Here is a 16,848-nt window from a genome sequence, read left to right as displayed (position 1 = left end):
TGATCCTCACGACGTCCGGTGCGGCTTCAACAGGTTTCCGCCGCCGAGGGCCTCGCGCTGGGCCGCCGTGAGCCGTTCGGGCCCGGCGACGACGGTGAAGAGACCGGGCGCGACCCGGTGGAGGGCCACGGGGTCGGCGATCCCGGGATGCCGTTCCGCGTCGTCGAGCGCGGCGGTCACCCGGTCCGGGGCCCAGCCGAGCGCGGCGGCCAGGCGGTCCGCCCCCAGGGGGACGCCCGCGTGGACCAGCGCGGCGAGCACGGTCAGCGCGTCCTCGGTGGCCGGGGCGCCGGAGCCGCCCGCCATGTCCTCGCTGAGAGTGCCGAAGAACCGGCTCATCCGGGCCAGCCGGGCCCCGACCGGCCTGTCCGGGGGGAAGATCGCGGCTCCCTGGCTGCTGGTCTCCGCGAGGGTCGCGTGCGACCGGGCACTGGCCGTCCACACCCGGGCCCAGGGGTCGTCATCGACCACGTAGCGCTCGCGCCGGCGCCCGGGTTCCCGTTCCCGGCGGACCAGTGCCAGTTCTTCCAGATAGCCGATGGCCTTGGACACGGACGCGGGGCTGACCTGGAGGCGGCGGACCAGCTCGGCGGCGGTGAGGCTGCCGGATTCGGTGATGAAGAGGCAGGCGAGCACTCTGGCGGCCATCCGGGGAAGCCCGATGTGGACCATGGTCGTGGCGAACTGCTCGGCGAATCCGTCCACCGTGCCGGGTTCACGCCCGTCCGTTCGGCCCCCGTCCCGGCCCGCCTCGACCGGGTGCGGGCCCGTCCGGCCCCGGCGGGCGCGCCGGCCGGTGGCCCGGTGGGCGGGATCGGCGCCGTACTCCCCGGGCCCGCCGTTGCGGGCGACCTCCCGGCTGACGGTGGACGTCGGCCGGCCCAGCCGCCGGGCGATCTCGGCGTATCCGAGCCCTTCGGACAGCGCGGACGCGATCCGCCGCCGGTCGTCGTGCGTCAGCCTGCCTCCCGGCATCGGTGCCCGCCCTCTCGCTCGTCGATCCCACCGGAAGAACCGCTCGCCGATCCCGCACTCCGGTCCCGCTCGCCGCAATCCGCCGGCCGCGGCCGACCGGCCCCCAGTATGCGTTCACCGTCATCTCATTGCAACAAGGTCCACAACCAGCTTTGCATTCACCGTCACACTCATTGCAATTCTCCCCCTCAATTTCCGCTTTATATAGGGCAAATACCTTCCTCATTGATTGACGAATCCAGAAAGGCAACGTAGCTTTCGTAGCCCTGAAAGAGATATGACCACCGACCACACGGGGGTGAACGGATGACGGCGAACGACGGCGTCGTACTCGAAGTCGACGGGCTCCGGATGCGTTACGGCACGGCCGACGTCCTGCACGATGTGAGCTTCCGGGCGCGTCAGGGTGAAGTCCTGGCACTGCTGGGACCGAACGGCGCGGGCAAGACCACCACGATCGAGATCCTGGAGGGCTTCCGGATGCGCTCGGCGGGCCGGATCGAGGTGCTCGGCACGGACCCCGCGCACGGCGACGAGCGGTGGCGCGCCCGGCTGGGGGTCGTCCTCCAGTCCTGGCGGGATCACGGCAAGTGGCGGGTCCGTGAACTGCTCGCCCACCTCGGCACGTACTACGCCCCCTACTCCACCGCCGCGATCCGCCGCCCGTGGCACACCGACGAACTCGTCGCGGCGGTCGGTCTGACCCCGCACGCGGACAAGAAGATCAAAACGCTGTCGGGCGGGCAGCGGCGCAGGCTCGACGTGGCGATCGGAATCGTCGGCCGCCCCGAGCTGCTGTTCCTCGACGAGCCCACGGCGGGCTTCGACCCGGAGGCGCGGTACGAGTTCCACGAACTGGTCCACCGTCTCGCGGAGGACCACGAGACCACGATCCTGCTGACCACCCACGATCTGGACGAGGCGGACAAACTCGCCGACCGCATCATGATCCTGGCGGGCGGCCGGATCGTCGCGGACGGCTCGGCGGCCGAACTGGCCCGGCGCATCGCGGGCGAGGACGAGGTGCGCTGGACGCGGGAGGGCCGGCGCTTCACCGAGTCGACGCCCGACTCGACCGCCTTCGTGCGCGCGCTGTTCGGCCGCTACGGCGAGGAGATCGCCGAACTGGAGGTCCGCCGGGCCTCCCTGGAGGACACCTACATGGCGCTGGTCCGCGAGAGCGAGACCCCCGTACGGAAGACGCAGAAGGAGGCGGCCCGGTGAATCCGACGACCGCGGCGGTACGCGCGGGGTGGACGCGCGGCCTGATCGAACTGCGCCAGTCCTTCACCAACGGCGCCGATCTGCTCTCCCACTTCCTGTGGCCGGTGCTGTTGCTGGTCGTCCTCTTCTTCCTGCGGGACCGGGAGTTCGGATCCAGCGGCTTCCTGCTCGGCACCCTGGTCCTGCCGAGCGCTCTCGGCATGAACGTCGCGATGGGCATGGTCAGCATGAGCCAGGTGCTCACCGCCGACCGCGAGGACGGCACCCTGCTGCGCGCCAAGGCCACGCCGAACGGCATGCTCGGCTACCTCACCGGCAAGGTCGTCTCGGTCGGTGGCGGGCTGCTCGCCGACCTCGCGATCCTGCTGATTCCCGGACTGCTCCTCATCGACGGTCTCTCCGCGGGCAGCCCGGGGTCCTGGCCCACCCTCGCCTGGGTACTGGTCCTGGGGATGCTGGCGACCCTGCCCATCGGCGCGGTCCTGGGCTCGGTGTTCCCGACCGCCCGTGCCCAGGGCCTGATCCAGCTGCCGGTCATGGGTCTGATCGCGGTCTCGGGCATCTTCTATCCGCTCACCTCGCTCCCGGAGTGGCTGCAAGGGATCGCCCAGGTCTCCCCCATCTACTGGCTGGGCCTCGGCATGCGCTCCGCCCTGCTCCCCGAGTCCGCCGTCGGTGTCGAGATCGGCGACTCCTGGCGCCATCTGGAGACCGTCGGCGTGCTGGGGGCCTGGGCGGTGCTCGGTCTGCTCGTCGCCCCGGTGGTCCTGCGCCGGATGGCCCGCCGCGAGTCGGGTTCGAGTGTCGCCGAACGCCGGGAGAAGGCCCTGCACCGCGTCGGCTGAACGCGTCCTCGGCGGGGCCCCTCCGGCCGACCGGTCGGCCGCCCGCCGACGCGCCGTGACCCGTGCGCAGGTGGGCCGTGCGCAGGTGGGCCGTCACAGCTCGACGGGGGTGCAGCCCGTGAGCCGTACGACGAGCTGGGCGGCCAGCAGCCACGGCAGCCGCGGGTCGTCGAACGGCACGTCCACGGTCTCCTCGACGACCAGGAGCGTCGGGGACCCGGGCCGGGTGAGGTCCGGGGTGTAGAGGCGGCCGTGATAGCCGTACGAACGCGGGTAGCGCACCCGGATCGCGGTGTGTCCCCGGGCGAACAGATGGGGACACTGCCGGATCGCCTGCGTCGCACAGGGCAGGCACACGGGCGGATACGTGGTGACGGCTCCCTCCGGCCACCCGGGTTCGCGGCCCCCGGGCCCTCCGCCCAGGAGCCACAGCACCCCGTGCTCGGGGGTGTGGGACGCGGGCTGCCCGCACAGATGGCACAGCAGCATCTTCATCGCCCTGCGCTGCCGGTTCGGATGCACACCGGCGAACAGCGGGCGCCCGCGTCCGCCGTGGGGCGCGGGCCTGCGGCCCCGGTGCAGCAGGGCACCGGACTCGCCCCGGTCGGTGGGCAGTTCCTCGGCGTACGCGATCCCGCCGCGCCGCCCGGGACGGCGGACGACGGACGCCTCGATGACGGTCTCGCCGGACCAGGCGGCCATCCAGGGAACACTGACCGGCGGCTGGGGACAGGGGTGTGTCACGGGGGCCTTTCACGGTGGTACGGAGGGGAGGGAGGGGAGGCCGCCCGGGTGCGGGCCGGCGGGGGTCCCGACAGCACCCGGGCGACCGGCTTCAGGAGGCCCAGGGCCCCAGGAGGAGGTGCCCCACAGCCTGATGGGGTGCGGGCAACGGCCGGTGCACCTCGAGAGCTTGACGGAGCGTCACCGGCCCGACCAGGCAGCCGCTCCGGCAGGGCCGCAGCCAGTACGGGCCTGCGCCGGGGCCTCGCCGGTCCAGCGGCGGCAGGGCGATCGTGGCGGGAGCGCCGACACACACGGCGTACGGATGCTCCGCCCATCGCCCGGTCGTCCCGGGCGGCACCAGCCAGTACAGCCAGGGCCGCTCCGGGTCCGCGATCACCGGCCCGCACCCCTGCGGATGCCGTACGTCGATCGCGTCCGCGACGGCGTGCCCGGCCTCCCCGGCCGCGCTCACGACCACGTCGAAAAGCCCGCCCCCCAGCGGCACGACCACCGCCCGCCGGGCGTCGGCGCCCATCAGGGCCCGTACCAGGACGGCCAGCTCCCCCATGTCGGGGGCGACCGGTCCGGCGGATCCACCGCGGTCATGGGCGTGCATCACGTGCCCCCGATGGCCAGCGCACACCAGACTCCGTCCGCGCTGACGCCCCACCCGTCCGCGAGCGCGGCGACCAGCTGAAGCCCCCTGCCGCTCTCGTCGTACGGCCCGGCCTCCCGAACGCGGGCCGTCCTGGGGCCGGCGCTGAGCACCTCGGCACACAACTGCGTCTCGGTGCGCCACACCCGTACGCCCACGGTGCCGTGACCGTGCTCCAGCGCGTTGGTGACCAGCTCCGACATCAGCAACTCGGCGGTGCCGGCCAGGGCACCGAGCCCCCACAGGCTCATATGCGCCCGCACCACCCGCCGCATGAGCGCGGGCCACAACCGGTCCCCGTCCGTCAACGGCTCCCCCTGCTTCCCGTCCCGCCCGAGGCTCACGTCGAACCCGGCGACGGATTCGGTTTCCGGTCTCGTGACTGTCATCGGCATCTGCCCGGCCCTCCACGGTTCTTCGGACAGGGCGCGGCTGGCCTACGGGTGACAGTAGGTCCGGGTATGTGCATCGCCGTCCGGCTTGGCTGTTCCCAACTACCGTGAGGCATCGTTGAGTTAACCTGCAACTCAATCCGGAGCAACGGAGAAATTGGCACATGCCACAGCACCGGCATGGATCGCCAGAGGGGTGACTGGGTGCCCACGACGGCACACAGGCACACGCCGCAGACCAACAGAGCATCAGGAAGGGCGGACAGGTGGCAGCACGGAGGGGACCGACGTACCGTCGACGGGAACTGGGCAAGGAGCTTCGACGCCTGCGCGAAGGCGTGGGTCTGACGATTCAGGAGGCGGTGGCGGGGCTGGGTTTCAGTGACACCAAGCTCGGCCGGGTCGAGACCGGGCACAACAACCTTCCCAAGGTGGAAGACCTGGAGAAGCTGCTCGATCGCTACGGGATCGAGGACATCGACGACCGCGAGTTCCTGGTGTCCCTACAACGGGACTCGCTGAGCCGTAATCCGTGGGTTCCGTTCCGGCACATCATGCCGTCCGGAATGCCGATGTACATGGGCCTGGAAGCCGACGCATCGGAGATTCGGGGCTGGCATCCGATGCTCGTCTTCGGACTGCTTCAGTCCGAGGCGTACGCCCGGGCTCAGTTCATGACCGCCAAGCCGGTCAATGAGACAACCACGGCCTTCGTCGAGAACAACGTGCGTCTGCGAATGCAGCGCAAGGAGTTGCTGACCCGCGCGGAGAATCCCTTGGCACTCCGCGTCATTCTGGACGAGGCGGCGCTGAGGCGGATGATCGGCGGCCCGGAGATCATGAAGGGCCAGTACGAAGAGATCGAACGGCTTTGCGCCCTGGACAATGTGACCGTCCAGATTCTCCCTATGAGCGTTGCGGCCTATCGCTCCGACATCAACTTCCTCATCCTGAACTTCGACGCTCGCGTGGACCCGATTGTTCAGTCGGACGTGGCGGAAACAATCACGGTCACCGACAAGCAACTTGACGTCTGGAAGTACAACCAGAGGTTCGACGCTATGCGCAGCGAAGCCCTTGGCCCTTCGGCGACTGCCGGATTCCTGCACCAACTCGCAAGGGAGATCTAGCCATGCGCACTCACCGGAACACACTCGATATATCAGGCGAACCCACGTGGAGAAAGTCCTCGTACAGCAGCGACGCCGGCGGAACCTGCGTCGAAGTCGCGAACCTCGCCCCCCACATCGGCATACGCGACTCCAAGCACAAACAGGGCCCCGCCCTCCACGTCACCACCCACGCCTGGACCCGGTTCATCGCCTTCGCGAGCGAACCCACCTCCACCTGAAACCCCGCGCGGGGGGCGCGCCGCCCGGCCAACGAGCCGGCGCGCCCCGCGCATGCCCCGCACACGCGCGGAGGTCGCCTCAGCCGCTACCGTCCGAATACCGCCTATCCTCGATGCCTCACTGCACGTAACCATGGGGGCGGGCCAATCCGCCCAGAAGGGGACGAGCATGGGCGACCACGAAAAGCCGCCGGAGGACCTGTCGAAGGGGAAGCCGCCTCCCGGTAACTCGGACGGGCAGGTGCCGACTCCCCCGCCCTCCGCCGGCAAGCACAAGAAGAAGTAGTGGTGCGCTCCTTCACCGACCGGCGTCGACGACTTGCGGAAGCGATGGAACGGCACGGCACTTGGCCTGCCCGTTCACCGTGGATCCGGGAAGCCGTCGACGCCCTGCCCCGGCATCTGTTCGCGCCGGACAGGCTGTGGCGCTGGGACGGCCACGCCTATGTCCCACTGGATCGTACGGTGGACGCCTCCCGGTGGGCGGACGAGGTCTACGCCGATCCGGACGCCGCCGCCGTCACCCAGGTCACCGACGGCCGGGCCTCGTCCAGCCTGTCGTGTCAGGGCGTGGTGGTGGACATGCTCGACTCGCTCCTGCTGGAGCCCGGACAGCGAACCCTGGAACTGGGGGCGGGCACCGGCTGGAACGCCGCGCTCCTGGCGTACCGGGCCGGGCCGGGCCGGGTGACCAGCGTGGAGGTGGACTCCGCGTTGGCTTCGGCGGCCGGGAAGCGGCTGGAAGCGGTGGCAGCCGAGGTGGCGGTGGAGGTGGGTGACGGCACCGCGGGGTGGTCGCCGGGCGCGCCGTACGACCGGGTGATCTCGACCTATGCGGTGGATCGCGTCCCCTGGGCATGGGTGGAGCAGACGCGGCCCGGGGGCCGGATCGTCACACCCTGGGGTCGGCTCGGGCATGTGGCGCTCACCGTCTCCGAGGACGGCCGCTCGGCGAGCGGCTGGGTGCAGGGCCTGGCGCAGTTCATGCCCGCTCGCGGCGCGGGCCGAGGCTTTGACAGCTTCGGTGAGGTGCGCGGTGACCGGCGGTCCGACTCCCTGCGGCCCTGGGGACGGGAGCTGGCGCCCCTGCGGAACGACTGGCATCTGATCTTCGCCCTGCGTGTGGCACTTCCGGATGTGCGGATCACCACGTCGGCCGACGCGGACGGGCTCAACGCCTGGTTTCATGACGGCGCTTCGTCATGGGCGTCGCTCTCCGCGCAGAGCGACGGCACGACCGTGGCGCATCAAGGCGGCCCCCGCCGGCTGGCCAACGAGCTGGAGCAGGCGTGGGACATGTGGCTCGACGCGGGAGAACCGGACCTGTACGACTACGGCCTGACCGTTGAGTCGACGGGCCACCAGTACGCCTGGGCCCTCGATCCGGAATCGGGCCCGCGCTGGCCCTCTGCCGGACTCTGAGAGCAGCGCCGGTCCGCCCCACGTGTGCCTGCGCCGACAGGTCAGGCAGGGTCGAGGACCGTACGGAACGTCACCGACACCCGCCGGCCCCGGGGAATACGGGCCACCGGGCCCGGGTCGCTCTTGCGGGCGGCGATGCCGTGGCGCCGCTCGTACCGGGCCGGGCCCGTCATCACGCACAGGCTGCCGGGAGCGAGACTCACTGCGGCCTTCGTACCGTCCTCGGGGCGGGTGAAGTCCATGACACAGCCGGAGCCGAGGGAGATCGCGGCGACGACCGGACCGAAGCACGGGACGCAGTCGACATGCGGGCTGATGCCCTGACCGGGTTGGTACTCGTTGATGATGGCCTGATCGGCCGCCTGCTCCATGAGGCCCTCGCGGACCAGGCGTTCGGCCAGGTCGAGCGCCCACGGTGGCAGCGGCGGGGCCGGGTCCGGAGTGCGGGAATCCGAGGTGACGCTGCGTCGGCCGTAGTCGTACCGGTGGCCGTAGTGCTGGACCCGCCGCCTGAGCTCCGTCGACCACTCCGCTCCGTCGATGTGCGACAGCAGCTCCCGGCAGGCGGCGGGGTCGAGCCAGTCGGGGACGTAACGCAGCCCCGGAACCGCGAGGTGCGCCGCGTCCGTGTCCGTGTCGAAGGACAGTTGTCCGGATCCCTCAGCCATGCGGGAAGAGTAACCACGGCGGGTCGCCGACGTTCGCGACTCGCGCGGTCAGCACCATGCTCTGTGGGCGCGCTTCGTACTCCGCCTGCGCCGCACCCTCGCCGCCGGAATCCCACAGCGCCTGCTGCACAAGGTCATCCGGGTCTCGTACGTCAAGGTCGCCGAGTACAGCAGGCGGACTGGTCCACTTCCACGCCGTCGTCAGTCTCGACGGCCCCGCAGGCAGCTACACGCCCCCGCCCGCATGGGCTCTACACCCGGAAGAGGCCGCCTCGATGACCGCCGAAGCGCAAGAAGGCCCACGCCCACGGCGACGGCTTGGTCCGGCGATCACCGAGACGACCAAGGGCGACTGAGATGAATCGCCACCCTGCACCGGCCTTGTGCGCTGATATTGTCGTCAACTACTGCCTCAAAGCACAAAGGGACCCTAAGAGCTACCACTGCGCCACGGCAGATGAACCGGCGTCACGGCGCCGAGGCAACTACACGCTACTCCCGCTGTATTCGCGCGGCTTCGACACGGGCGGTAAGCAATTGAACCCACGGGTTTTCCATGTTCCGTGAATACCTCGCATTCTGAGCACCTGATGCCGTTTCGATCAGATGGAGCAAGGTCCATGAAAGGCCGTAACAGTCGTCGGAACCAAAGCACGCCACCAGCGCCTGCGCCTCTTCATCTGAGACCGGCGCATTGATGACTTCAAGAAGCTGCTGAGCCTCAGCGATTTCCTCTTCGGAAGCATCCTCTGAGGGGAGTGGTCCCGCGCCAAGCAGGTCCTCGACCTCGCGCCGAACTGACATCCTGCACTGACCTTTCTAGAGACGGCCGATGCTCCGATAGTAGGCAAGTAGGCCCTGGATTTTGCCGGTGGGGCTTTTGAATTCACACTTCTAGGCTATGCCCCGTGGAATCAGAAGAACGTTCTGGGCGCTGCCTTCTGAGAGCCACTCCTCGGACTTTGTTCTGGCTGATGGCTCATCCGCACTTCCCGACGGGCACCTGAGCCCTACTTGGGCCACGGCTTCATCCCCTCGGGCGCATGAACGCAGATCAACGGGCGATCCGCGCTCACCATAAGGTCCAAGCCCTCGTAGGGTGTGCTTCCGATGCTCCAGATCAGGCCGTTCGCGTAAGCGGCCACAGCCCCGTCCGGCCGCATGAAGACATGCGAATAGCTGAGCCACCAGCCGACGGGAAACCACGAACCGCCGAGGGCTGAGCCGATCGCCGAGGATTCGTCCTGATGCCTGCCGCCAGCTCCCACGGCATCGACGAAGAACGGTTCGCCGTTGATGAAGTTGGGGCCGTCCTCACGGGCCGGCCCAATCTTCAGACCTCGGAACGATTCGAGGAAGGCGGTTGCCAATGGGCTCGGGATGTACCCCTGTGTCTCCAGAGACTGGATGTCGGAGGACACGTCGAGGTGTCGCCCGGGGTACCAGCCAGCCTGCCGCAGGGCGGAAACCGTTGCCGGGTTCAATCGGGAGGTGAAATCCGCCGGTTCGCCGCTCACTAGTAATTCACCCCCAAGCTGTCCATCACTCGGCGGCACGCCTTGCACGGGGTGGCAGGAGCACCGTGGTCACCCTTGGGCGTATCGCTCACATGCACCGTAGTCATGTTCCCGCCTCGGATACCCGGTTCACCTTCTCTTGCATACGCCTTGCTCAGGCACTGCGTCTCCGCACATCCACCGTTCATCGGGTGGGCCTGCTGCTCGAAGATCTCCGCCATTTCATCCGGAGCGGTGACAGGCTCCTTGTTGTCCGATCGGTAGACATGGCCGCTCCGAGATTCATATTCGGCGGCGAAGTCGCTTCCCCGAATCTCGCCCGCATCGGCCTGTGCTTCGAGGGATACCTCACCGCAGTTGTGGACCAGGACCGGTGTGGCCCCCGCCAGCACATAATACGCGTGCAGGTTCGCGATCGTGAGGTCGTGTGTGCGCTGGCGCTTTTCGAAGGAGCGGGTGTCGTCCAGCACCGCCGTTGCGCCGTCGGGGGTCGTGAGGCGCGTGCCCGGCTTGAGGTCGCCGGCGTCGATCCAGTCCTGTTCGGACTCGACCCAGAACGGGTGGGTCGTGGTGGAGATCAGGGACGAGGTCCTGCCGTCGTCGGTCATGGTGAGTTCGACGAATTCCTTGTCGTCCTCGGTGACGATCGTGCCGACGACTTCGCGGACGACCTCCTTCCCGGTTCCGGGATCGGTCGTGATGATCCTGTCGCCGGTTCTGACTTTCTCGATCGGTTTGGTGGAGCCGTCGGCGAGGAGGACCCGGGTGCCGGGAAGGAAGCTGTGTTTGGTCGCGCAGCCTGCCTCCGCTTGCTTCGCCGTCTTCTTGTACTTGGCCTCGGCCGCGGCCAGCTTGTCTCTGGCTTTGTTGAGCGTCTTGGAGGTGTCCCAGACTTCCTTGACTCCGGTGACCAGGTCGTCGAGGAGGCCGCCCACGCGCTTGGCCAGCTTCGCGGCGTCGTTCCATTTCCAGGGGGCTCCGTATTTCGCGAGCAGCTTTCCTGCCAGGCCGCCGGCGAAGCTCCCCGCGATGTTGAGGAGGGTTTCGCCGCAGGCGGCGGCGTCGCCGCTGGATATGCAGTCCAGTGCGGCGGTGACGCCGAGCTCGTCCATGAGGATCTTGGCGAGCTTCTTGCCGGCGTTGACGACCTTCTGCCTGGCCTTGTTGTGGGAGGCCGATGCCCGGGCGACATCCTTGCTTGCCTTGTTCGCCGCCTTTCCCGTCGGCGTCGAGTTCTTCTTCTCGTCCTGGGTCGTGCCGATGGCGCATTCCAGGGTCACGCAGAACCCGGCGTACAGGCCCGACGGGTCGGCCAGCGTCACCGGCGTGTTGTTGGCGTACGCGTACGCGTTCATCTGCTGCGGGTTGGTGACGTCGATGACCGGGTCGACGGAGATGAATTTGCCCAGGGCGGGGTCGTATTGACGCGCACCCAGGTTCGTCAGACCGGTGGATTCGTCGATCGTTCCGCCGACGAAGCCCTTGTGGCCCGGCCAGACCCCGGTGTTGCCGGTGCGCGGGTTGCCGTACGGATCCAGGCGGCGCTGGGTGACAGCGCCGGTGGTGGAGTCGATCGCCAGGTCGCCTGTGCCGTGGTGGTCCGAGGCGAGGTAGCTGACCTTGTTGCCGGAGGTGCGTACGGCGACGGTCTTTCCGGCGTGGGTGTAGTAACGCGTGCCCTGCGGGGTGGTGGCGCCGGTCGGGAGACGGAGTTCGGTGCCGGGGAGGTAGATCGTGGTGCCGGTGGGGTCCTTGCGCCTGAGGCGGTTGCCGTTCGCGTCGTACAGGAAGGTGGTCTCGGTGGCCTCGTTCTCGTTCGGGGTGGTGGGGTCGTCCGGCTCGGTGATCTTGGCGACCTTGCCCTCGGCGTTCCAGGTGAGGCTCTGGGTGTCACCACCAGTGGTCCGCCGGGTGGTGTTTCCGGCGTTGTCGTAGGCGTACTTCGAAACCTGGGGGCCGGTCTGGGTCTGCTCGGTGACCTTGGTGACCGCGTGGGGGCCGCCGTCGCCGGGCTCCTTGGGGATGCCGTTCTCGTTCGCGTCCGCGTAGGCATAGGTGCGGGTGACGTTCTTGGCGGCGGCGAGGCCGGTGTCGTGGCGGACTTCCTTCGTGCGGTTGCCGATCTTGTCGATGGTGTACGACGTCCAGTACGGAGCCGGTCCGCCGAGGGGGCTCGCGCCGGGTGCGGCGGCGCAGGCGCTGGGTTTGCTGCCGTTGTACTCGGGCGTCGCCATGCCGACCGTGCCGGACCCGGCCGCCGTGGCCGCGGTGGCCGCCGGGGTCCAGACCTCGGACAGCCGCTTCTGTCCGTCGTAGGCGAAGCACTGCACGTCCGTGACGGCCGTGGAAGCGGTGTCCGCCGTGTCGGCGATCGAGAGGACGTTACCGGCCTGGTCGTACGAGGTCTTGACGTCCTTCGCGGCCCTGCCCAGGCCGTCGACGGTGACGAGCTGACGGGTGACGCGGTCCGTGCCCTTCTCGTAGAAGAAGTGCTGCTCGGACTGCTTGGCGCCACCGTTCAGTGTGAGGGTGGACAGCTGGCTCGTGGGTGTCCAGACCGTGTTGGTGACGTAGTTGGATGTGTCGCCGGACATGCTGACGGGGCGCTGCAACTCGTCGTAATGGGTGATCAAAGCCTCGGTCGGCAGGCCGCCGACACCCGGCATGCCCTGGGAGGCGACGGTGCCGTCCCTGTTGTAGTTGGTGGTGAAGGCGTACAGGCCCTTGAGGCCCGGCCCCTCCGAGGCGGGCACGGAGATCGCCGTCACAGTGGGGCGGTAGAGCATATCGATCTGCGTGATGAACGAGCCGAAGTACTCCGTGGCGTTGACGTAGCGGAGGGACGCGTACGGGTGTCCCAGCACTCCGGCCTTGTCGTAGAGCGTCTCGGTGAGCTTGGTGCCGGTGGTGCCCTCACCGGAGTAGGTGGCCTGGGGGCGGCTGAGCACGTCGTAGGTCGTGGTGATCTTGTCGCCGCGGCCGTCGGTCTCGGTGACCGGGCGGTCGGCGTCGTCGTAGGTGGTGGTGGACGTGCCCGCGTCGGGGTCGACGGTCTTGGTCCTGCGGCCGAGCTGGTCGTACTCGTACGACCAGACGTTGTTCTGCGCGTCCTTGACCGTCGCCACCTCACCGGCGGGCCGGTAGGTGTACTTGGTCGCGGTGTGCTCGCCGAGCGGTCCGGTCGTGACCGGTGAAGGTCCGTCGAAGTGGCGCAGCTCGGTCAGCCGGCCGGCCGGGTTGCTGATGGCGGTGGTCGGGACGCCGCCCTGGGGCGGGTCGGTGTGGACCCGGTCGCCCTCGCTCGTCGAGTCGTACGAGGTGGTGGTGCGCCACTGCTCATGTCCGGAGATGGCGAAGATCTCGGCGGTGGGACGCCCCAGGCCGTCGTGGAGATTCCGGGTCTGCGCGCCGACGTCACCGTCCGACACGGCCATGAGCTTGTCCGACGGCGCGCCGAGCGCGTTGTAGGTGGCGTTCGTCTTGGCGACCTTGCCGAGGCCGTTGTACCAGGTGTCCGCCACCATCCGCGTGCCGTGGGGGCCTTCGGTCTGGTGCTGGCGCGGGCGCAGCAGTGCGTCGAAGAGCTGGTACTCGGCTACGCCGTAGATACCAGTACTCCCGATCTTCTCCGTCTTGATGGCGGAGACGTCGTCCTGCCGGATGAAGTAGCCGTACTTCAGGCTCGGGCTGACCGCGCCCTTGTGCCGGTCGGGCAGCCAGACGGAGGTGAGCCGGCCCAGCGCGTCGAACTCCAGGTCGGTGCGGCGGCTGTTGGGGTCGATCTGCGCTTTGGCCTGGCCCCACGCGGGCTCGTACTCGGTGGTGGTCAGGTGGGTGAGCTGGTTCCTGGACGTGACCTTGGAGATCAGTCCGTTGGACTCGGTGTAGGCGAGGGTGGTGGTCGCCCCCGCCGGGGTGTCCGTCTGGGCGAGGGGCCGCCCGTAGCCGTCGTACGTGGTGGTGCCGGTGATCTGGTACGTGGCCGTGGTGCCGTCGTGGGCCTTCAGCCGCTCCGTCCTGGTGGCGAGCCCCCGGGTGGGCGCGACCCCCAGGGCATGGCCGTCGTAACTGGTGCGCTGGTCGGTCAGGACCTGGGTCTTCCTGTCGGGGGTGACACCGCACGCCACGGAGACGGTCTCACTCCGCTCGGACAGACTGAGCAGATTGAGGGCCGGATTGTCGGCGTACCAGGTGCGGGTGCACCGGTCGTCGTCCGTGGTGGAGACGTCGCCCAGGTCGTTGACCAGTTCGGTGCGCCCGACGACGCCGGGGGCGGTGGCGAATCCGGTGATCGTCCTGGACTCGCGCCAGGTGCCGTTGGACAGGGCCGTGAAGCCGCGGGTCGTCTCGGTGCGTACGACGGTCGCCTTGTTGACGACCTGGGTGCCGTCCCAGGTGCGGGTCTGGGTGGCGGTGGTCCGTTGCCAGGGGGTGGAGATCGTCTTCGAGACGATGGCGCCGCCGCTGTACGCGGCCGTCTCCAGTTCGAAGCCGGCGTACTCCTCCAGACCGGTGTGGCTGACGCCGCTGGAGTCGACGACGGACTCCGTGCGGACTCCGCCGCCGGGTTTGGGGTCGCCGTGCATGCCCTGGAGATAGGTGTAGTCGACCCGTGAGGGCTGGTTCTGGCCGTCGCCGGAGGTGACCCTGGCCTTGCCGTAGCCCTGCCACTGGCTCCAGGTCAGGAACCTCGGCTGGGTGATTCCGTCGGGCTTGGCCTTCCGCCAGGCGGCGTCGCCGAGGTACTCGTACCGGGTGACCATCGGGTCGCTCAGACCGGTGCGGTCGGACTGCTGCACCGAGGCGACCACGTATTTGTGGAACCAGTCCGTGATGGGGTCCAGGTGTCCTGGCGGGGCCCAGACCACTGGATAGCAGCGTTTGACCGAATTGCCGGGGCTCGGAAGTAATCCGGCGGCGCAGTCGGCCGGCTGGTACGAGACATCCAGCTGCGCGCCGGACTCACTGAGCACCGTGTACAGCCGGAACCGCTTGATCGGCGAGAGATTGTTGCCGATCGCGTCGACTCGGTTGGCCAGCGTCCGGCCGATCAGCTGTACGGAGGGCAGTCTGATGCTGCCGCCGTTGCCCTTGCCCTCGTGCTGGATCTCGGACAGCCACAGTGTCTTGGAGTCGTCGCCGTTGTCGGTGAACAGGTGCTTGAGGTGCCAGGCGTCGACATCGGCGTACGGGGTGCTGGTGCCGGTCGGGGTGGTCGTGGTCGGACCGGTGCGCATCTGCGTGGTGACGGCGGTCAGCTTCTTGCGGGTGAAGAAGGACGGTGACGCCTGGGTCAGCGTGCACCTGGCTCCGACCGCGCAGTAGCGGTCGAAGGGGGTGTCGGGCCAGCGCGCGGTGTTGGCGGAGGTCCATTTCGACGGGGCGCAGTCGAAGACCGCGGTGACCTCGCACCGTTCGTCCGTGGTGAACAGGACGCGCGCCGGAGCGGCCTCGGTGAACACCGCGTTGTGCTTCTGCCCGTACTCGATGCGCTGGAGGTAGCCACCGCGGGTGTAGGTGGTGCCGGCCACATCGGTCCTGCCGCCGCGGGCGTAGGCGTTGAGTTCCTTGCCATAGAGGTAGGAGATGGTGTTGCTGTGGACGTCCTTGACGTAGTCCAGGTTCCACCGCCAGGCCTGCTGACACCAGGCGTCCGCGAACACCGGTTTGTAGCACGCGTCCCCGCTGTCGTCGCCGGTGACGGGGACGGTCCAGGCGGAGCGGGTCTCCGGGTCCGGGTCGGTCTTCGCGGTGGTGTCGGGGTTGTCGGCTCGCCAGCCGGGACGGCGGTTGAGGCCGAAGTAGTACTCGCTGCCGTCGGCGGTGACCTTCCAGTGCTCTCCGTTGTCATCGCCGTTGACCGCGCCGGTGAGCTTCTCGATCTTCCATCCGTTGTCGCCGGTCATGTGCCAGGCACCGGTGGTGTTGTCCTTGATCAGCTGCCCGGACGAACCGTTGAGCATGATCGTGGCATTGTCGTGGGCCCAGCACATCTCGCCCGAGTTCGGGTGCCCGTCGTCGGCGCACGGCTTGTACTGGCGCTCGATGAAGCCGGGTTCGTACGAGAACGACTCACCCACCCAGGAGCCCTGGTTGTTGGTGATGGCGGTCTTGCCGTCGGCACTCTGCGACGAGTAGGAGAGCCCGACCGACGGCACCTGGCCGCCGGGGGTGGGTACCAGCCGCATGGGATACGACCAGGAGAAGCCGCCAGAGGACGGTGAGACGTTCCAGGAGGCCGAGGGAGCGAGCGGGGTGGCGCTGTAGCTGCCCTGGGACGAGGTGGCCGTGGACGCCACGGCCAGGAGCGGAGCCGAGGCCGCGCGCGTGACCGGAACATCGGCGGAGAGGGTCTTGGTCTCGGTGTTGTTCACCGACGGGAGTCGGACGGGCCGCTGCGGGCATGCCCTGGATCCGGGTGTGGCGGTCAGGGCACAGGCGGGCAGCCGGTAGAGGGTCAGCCGGGCGCCGAAGTCGCCGCCGTGGCCCTCGGCGAAGCTCGTGTAGTCGACGCTGAGCCGGGTCCGGGCCGTCCCGGCCGTGGCGTCGGCGTGGCTGACTTTCAGGAGCGCGGTCGTACCGAGGGCGAACGCGCGGTCGCGGTCCATGACCTCGACGCGCACCTTCGTCGCCGCGGGGGCCTGCTTGGCGGCGGGGGCCTTCTTTGTCTTCAGGGCAGCACGAGCCTCAGCGGCGGGTGCGGCCAGGGTGACGGGGAGTCCGCCCGGTTCGGCCTTCCCGCCCTTGGCCGTCACCTCGGCGGTCGCGCTGCCCGCTCCCGGCCAGCGCGCCGGATCGAGGGCGGCAACCGCCGCCTTCTTCGTGGTGTCGACGGGCCGGGGCTTCGCCGCTGACGGCCGGCCCTTCGCGGGGGCGTCGAACGTGGGCTTGTCGGCCGAGAACGGCTTCGCCGCTTCCGGGACGGCCGCCGCCTGCACGGTCGTCGCCATGAGGACGGTCGACAGTGTCAGAGCGACCACGGCGAACGCTCTGCGGCCGCGTAAGAGACCCGGACGGGTGGTTCGGGCAGACATGGAGACTCCCGGAGGAAGCGAAGTGAGGACGGGGAACAT

Annotated in this window: 13 protein-coding genes; 5 read left to right on the top strand and 8 right to left on the bottom strand. The window is 68.9% G+C overall.

The window, feature by feature from the left end:
* Nucleotides 1-6: 6 nt before the first annotated feature.
* The gene (locus tag ACFYT4_RS09705; protein WP_389266985.1) at nt 7-975 is read right to left on the bottom strand and encodes a MarR family transcriptional regulator; all 969 of its coding nucleotides are present in this window, start codon (nt 973-975) and stop codon (nt 7-9) included.
* A 306-nt stretch (nt 976-1,281) separates the two neighbouring features.
* On the opposite strand from ACFYT4_RS09705, the gene ACFYT4_RS09700 reads away from it, so the two are divergent.
* Both ACFYT4_RS09700 and ACFYT4_RS09695 read left to right on the top strand, forming a co-directional pair.
* Nucleotides 1,282-2,199, top strand: coding sequence for an ABC transporter ATP-binding protein (locus tag ACFYT4_RS09700; RefSeq protein WP_389266984.1), 918 nt, complete (start codon nt 1,282-1,284; stop codon nt 2,197-2,199).
* Nucleotides 2,196-3,044 carry an ABC transporter permease gene (locus ACFYT4_RS09695; protein ID WP_389266983.1) on the top strand — a complete coding sequence of 283 codons (849 nt, stop codon included), beginning with the start codon at nt 2,196-2,198 and terminating at the stop codon, nt 3,042-3,044. The genes ACFYT4_RS09700 and ACFYT4_RS09695 overlap by 4 nt, the downstream gene beginning before the upstream one ends.
* 93 nt (nt 3,045-3,137) lie before the next feature.
* Here ACFYT4_RS09695 and ACFYT4_RS09690 read toward each other — a convergent pair whose 3' ends face one another.
* The 3 genes from ACFYT4_RS09690 to ACFYT4_RS09680 form a co-directional block, all read right to left on the bottom strand.
* Entirely contained in the window at nt 3,138-3,746 is a 609-nt protein-coding gene (locus ACFYT4_RS09690; protein ID WP_389266982.1) for a hypothetical protein, read from the bottom strand.
* Between the two features lie 133 nt (nt 3,747-3,879).
* Nucleotides 3,880-4,386: a hypothetical protein gene (locus tag ACFYT4_RS09685; protein ID WP_389266981.1), complete on the bottom strand. Its 507-nt coding sequence runs from the start codon at nt 4,384-4,386 to the stop codon at nt 3,880-3,882.
* Nucleotides 4,386-4,820, bottom strand: a complete 435-nt coding sequence (locus ACFYT4_RS09680) for an ATP-binding protein (protein WP_389266980.1) — start codon at nt 4,818-4,820, stop codon at nt 4,386-4,388. Before ACFYT4_RS09680 ends, ACFYT4_RS09685 begins: the two co-directional genes overlap by 1 nt.
* 263 nt (nt 4,821-5,083) lie before the next feature.
* Between ACFYT4_RS09680 and ACFYT4_RS09675 the strand changes: the two genes are divergently transcribed.
* The 3 genes from ACFYT4_RS09675 (at nt 5,084) to ACFYT4_RS09665 (ending at nt 7,590) form a co-directional block, all read left to right on the top strand.
* Entirely contained in the window at nt 5,084-5,947 is an 864-nt protein-coding gene (locus ACFYT4_RS09675) for a helix-turn-helix domain-containing protein (RefSeq protein ID WP_389266979.1), read from the top strand.
* A 2-nt stretch (nt 5,948-5,949) separates the two neighbouring features.
* Nucleotides 5,950-6,168 (top strand): DUF397 domain-containing protein, encoded by a 219-nt coding sequence (locus ACFYT4_RS09670; protein ID WP_389266978.1) that lies wholly within the window; start codon nt 5,950-5,952, stop codon nt 6,166-6,168.
* A 288-nt stretch (nt 6,169-6,456) separates the two neighbouring features.
* On the top strand, nt 6,457-7,590 hold the full coding sequence (locus tag ACFYT4_RS09665) for a methyltransferase domain-containing protein (RefSeq protein ID WP_389266977.1): 1,134 nt from the start codon (nt 6,457-6,459) through the stop codon (nt 7,588-7,590).
* A 41-nt stretch (nt 7,591-7,631) separates the two neighbouring features.
* Here ACFYT4_RS09665 and ACFYT4_RS09660 read toward each other — a convergent pair whose 3' ends face one another.
* From ACFYT4_RS09660 to ACFYT4_RS09645, 4 genes are all read right to left on the bottom strand, one after another.
* Nucleotides 7,632-8,258, bottom strand: coding sequence for an alpha-ketoglutarate-dependent dioxygenase AlkB (locus ACFYT4_RS09660; protein WP_389266976.1), 627 nt, complete (start codon nt 8,256-8,258; stop codon nt 7,632-7,634).
* Between the two features lie 492 nt (nt 8,259-8,750).
* Nucleotides 8,751-9,062: a hypothetical protein gene (locus ACFYT4_RS09655; protein ID WP_389266975.1), complete on the bottom strand. Its 312-nt coding sequence runs from the start codon at nt 9,060-9,062 to the stop codon at nt 8,751-8,753.
* 206 nt (nt 9,063-9,268) lie between these two features.
* Complete coding sequence (locus ACFYT4_RS09650) at nt 9,269-9,775, bottom strand: SUKH-3 domain-containing protein (RefSeq protein WP_389266974.1); 507 nt, start codon at nt 9,773-9,775, stop codon at nt 9,269-9,271.
* On the bottom strand, nt 9,775-16,809 hold the full coding sequence (locus tag ACFYT4_RS09645; protein WP_389266973.1) for a polymorphic toxin-type HINT domain-containing protein: 7,035 nt from the start codon (nt 16,807-16,809) through the stop codon (nt 9,775-9,777). Before ACFYT4_RS09645 ends, ACFYT4_RS09650 begins: the two co-directional genes overlap by 1 nt.
* Nucleotides 16,810-16,848 lie beyond the last annotated feature (39 nt).

Origin of the sequence: Streptomyces sp. NPDC004609 (genome assembly GCF_042873655.1) — a bacterium.
Lineage (GTDB): Bacteria > Actinomycetota > Actinomycetes > Streptomycetales > Streptomycetaceae > Streptomyces.
The sequence above is the reverse complement of the archived record's forward strand: the minus strand, read 5'-3'. Positions and strand labels throughout refer to the sequence as shown.

What these genes read in the sequence shown, in the direction of transcription:
- ACFYT4_RS09660 (WP_389266976.1), bottom strand. Translation starts at nt 8,258, where the DNA reads ATGGCTGAGGGATCCGGACAACTGTCCTTCGACACGGACACGGACGCG.
- ACFYT4_RS09655 (WP_389266975.1), bottom strand. Translation starts at nt 9,062, where the DNA reads ATGTCAGTTCGGCGCGAGGTCGAGGACCTGCTTGGCGCGGGACCACTC.
- ACFYT4_RS09690 (WP_389266982.1), bottom strand. Translation starts at nt 3,746, where the DNA reads ATGGCCGCCTGGTCCGGCGAGACCGTCATCGAGGCGTCCGTCGTCCGC.
- ACFYT4_RS09670 (WP_389266978.1), top strand. Translation starts at nt 5,950, where the DNA reads ATGCGCACTCACCGGAACACACTCGATATATCAGGCGAACCCACGTGG.
- ACFYT4_RS09685 (WP_389266981.1), bottom strand. Translation starts at nt 4,386, where the DNA reads ATGCACGCCCATGACCGCGGTGGATCCGCCGGACCGGTCGCCCCCGAC.
- ACFYT4_RS09700 (WP_389266984.1), top strand. Translation starts at nt 1,282, where the DNA reads ATGACGGCGAACGACGGCGTCGTACTCGAAGTCGACGGGCTCCGGATG.
- ACFYT4_RS09645 (WP_389266973.1), bottom strand. Translation starts at nt 16,809, where the DNA reads ATGTCTGCCCGAACCACCCGTCCGGGTCTCTTACGCGGCCGCAGAGCG.
- ACFYT4_RS09680 (WP_389266980.1), bottom strand. Translation starts at nt 4,820, where the DNA reads ATGCCGATGACAGTCACGAGACCGGAAACCGAATCCGTCGCCGGGTTC.
- ACFYT4_RS09705 (WP_389266985.1), bottom strand. Translation starts at nt 975, where the DNA reads ATGCCGGGAGGCAGGCTGACGCACGACGACCGGCGGCGGATCGCGTCC.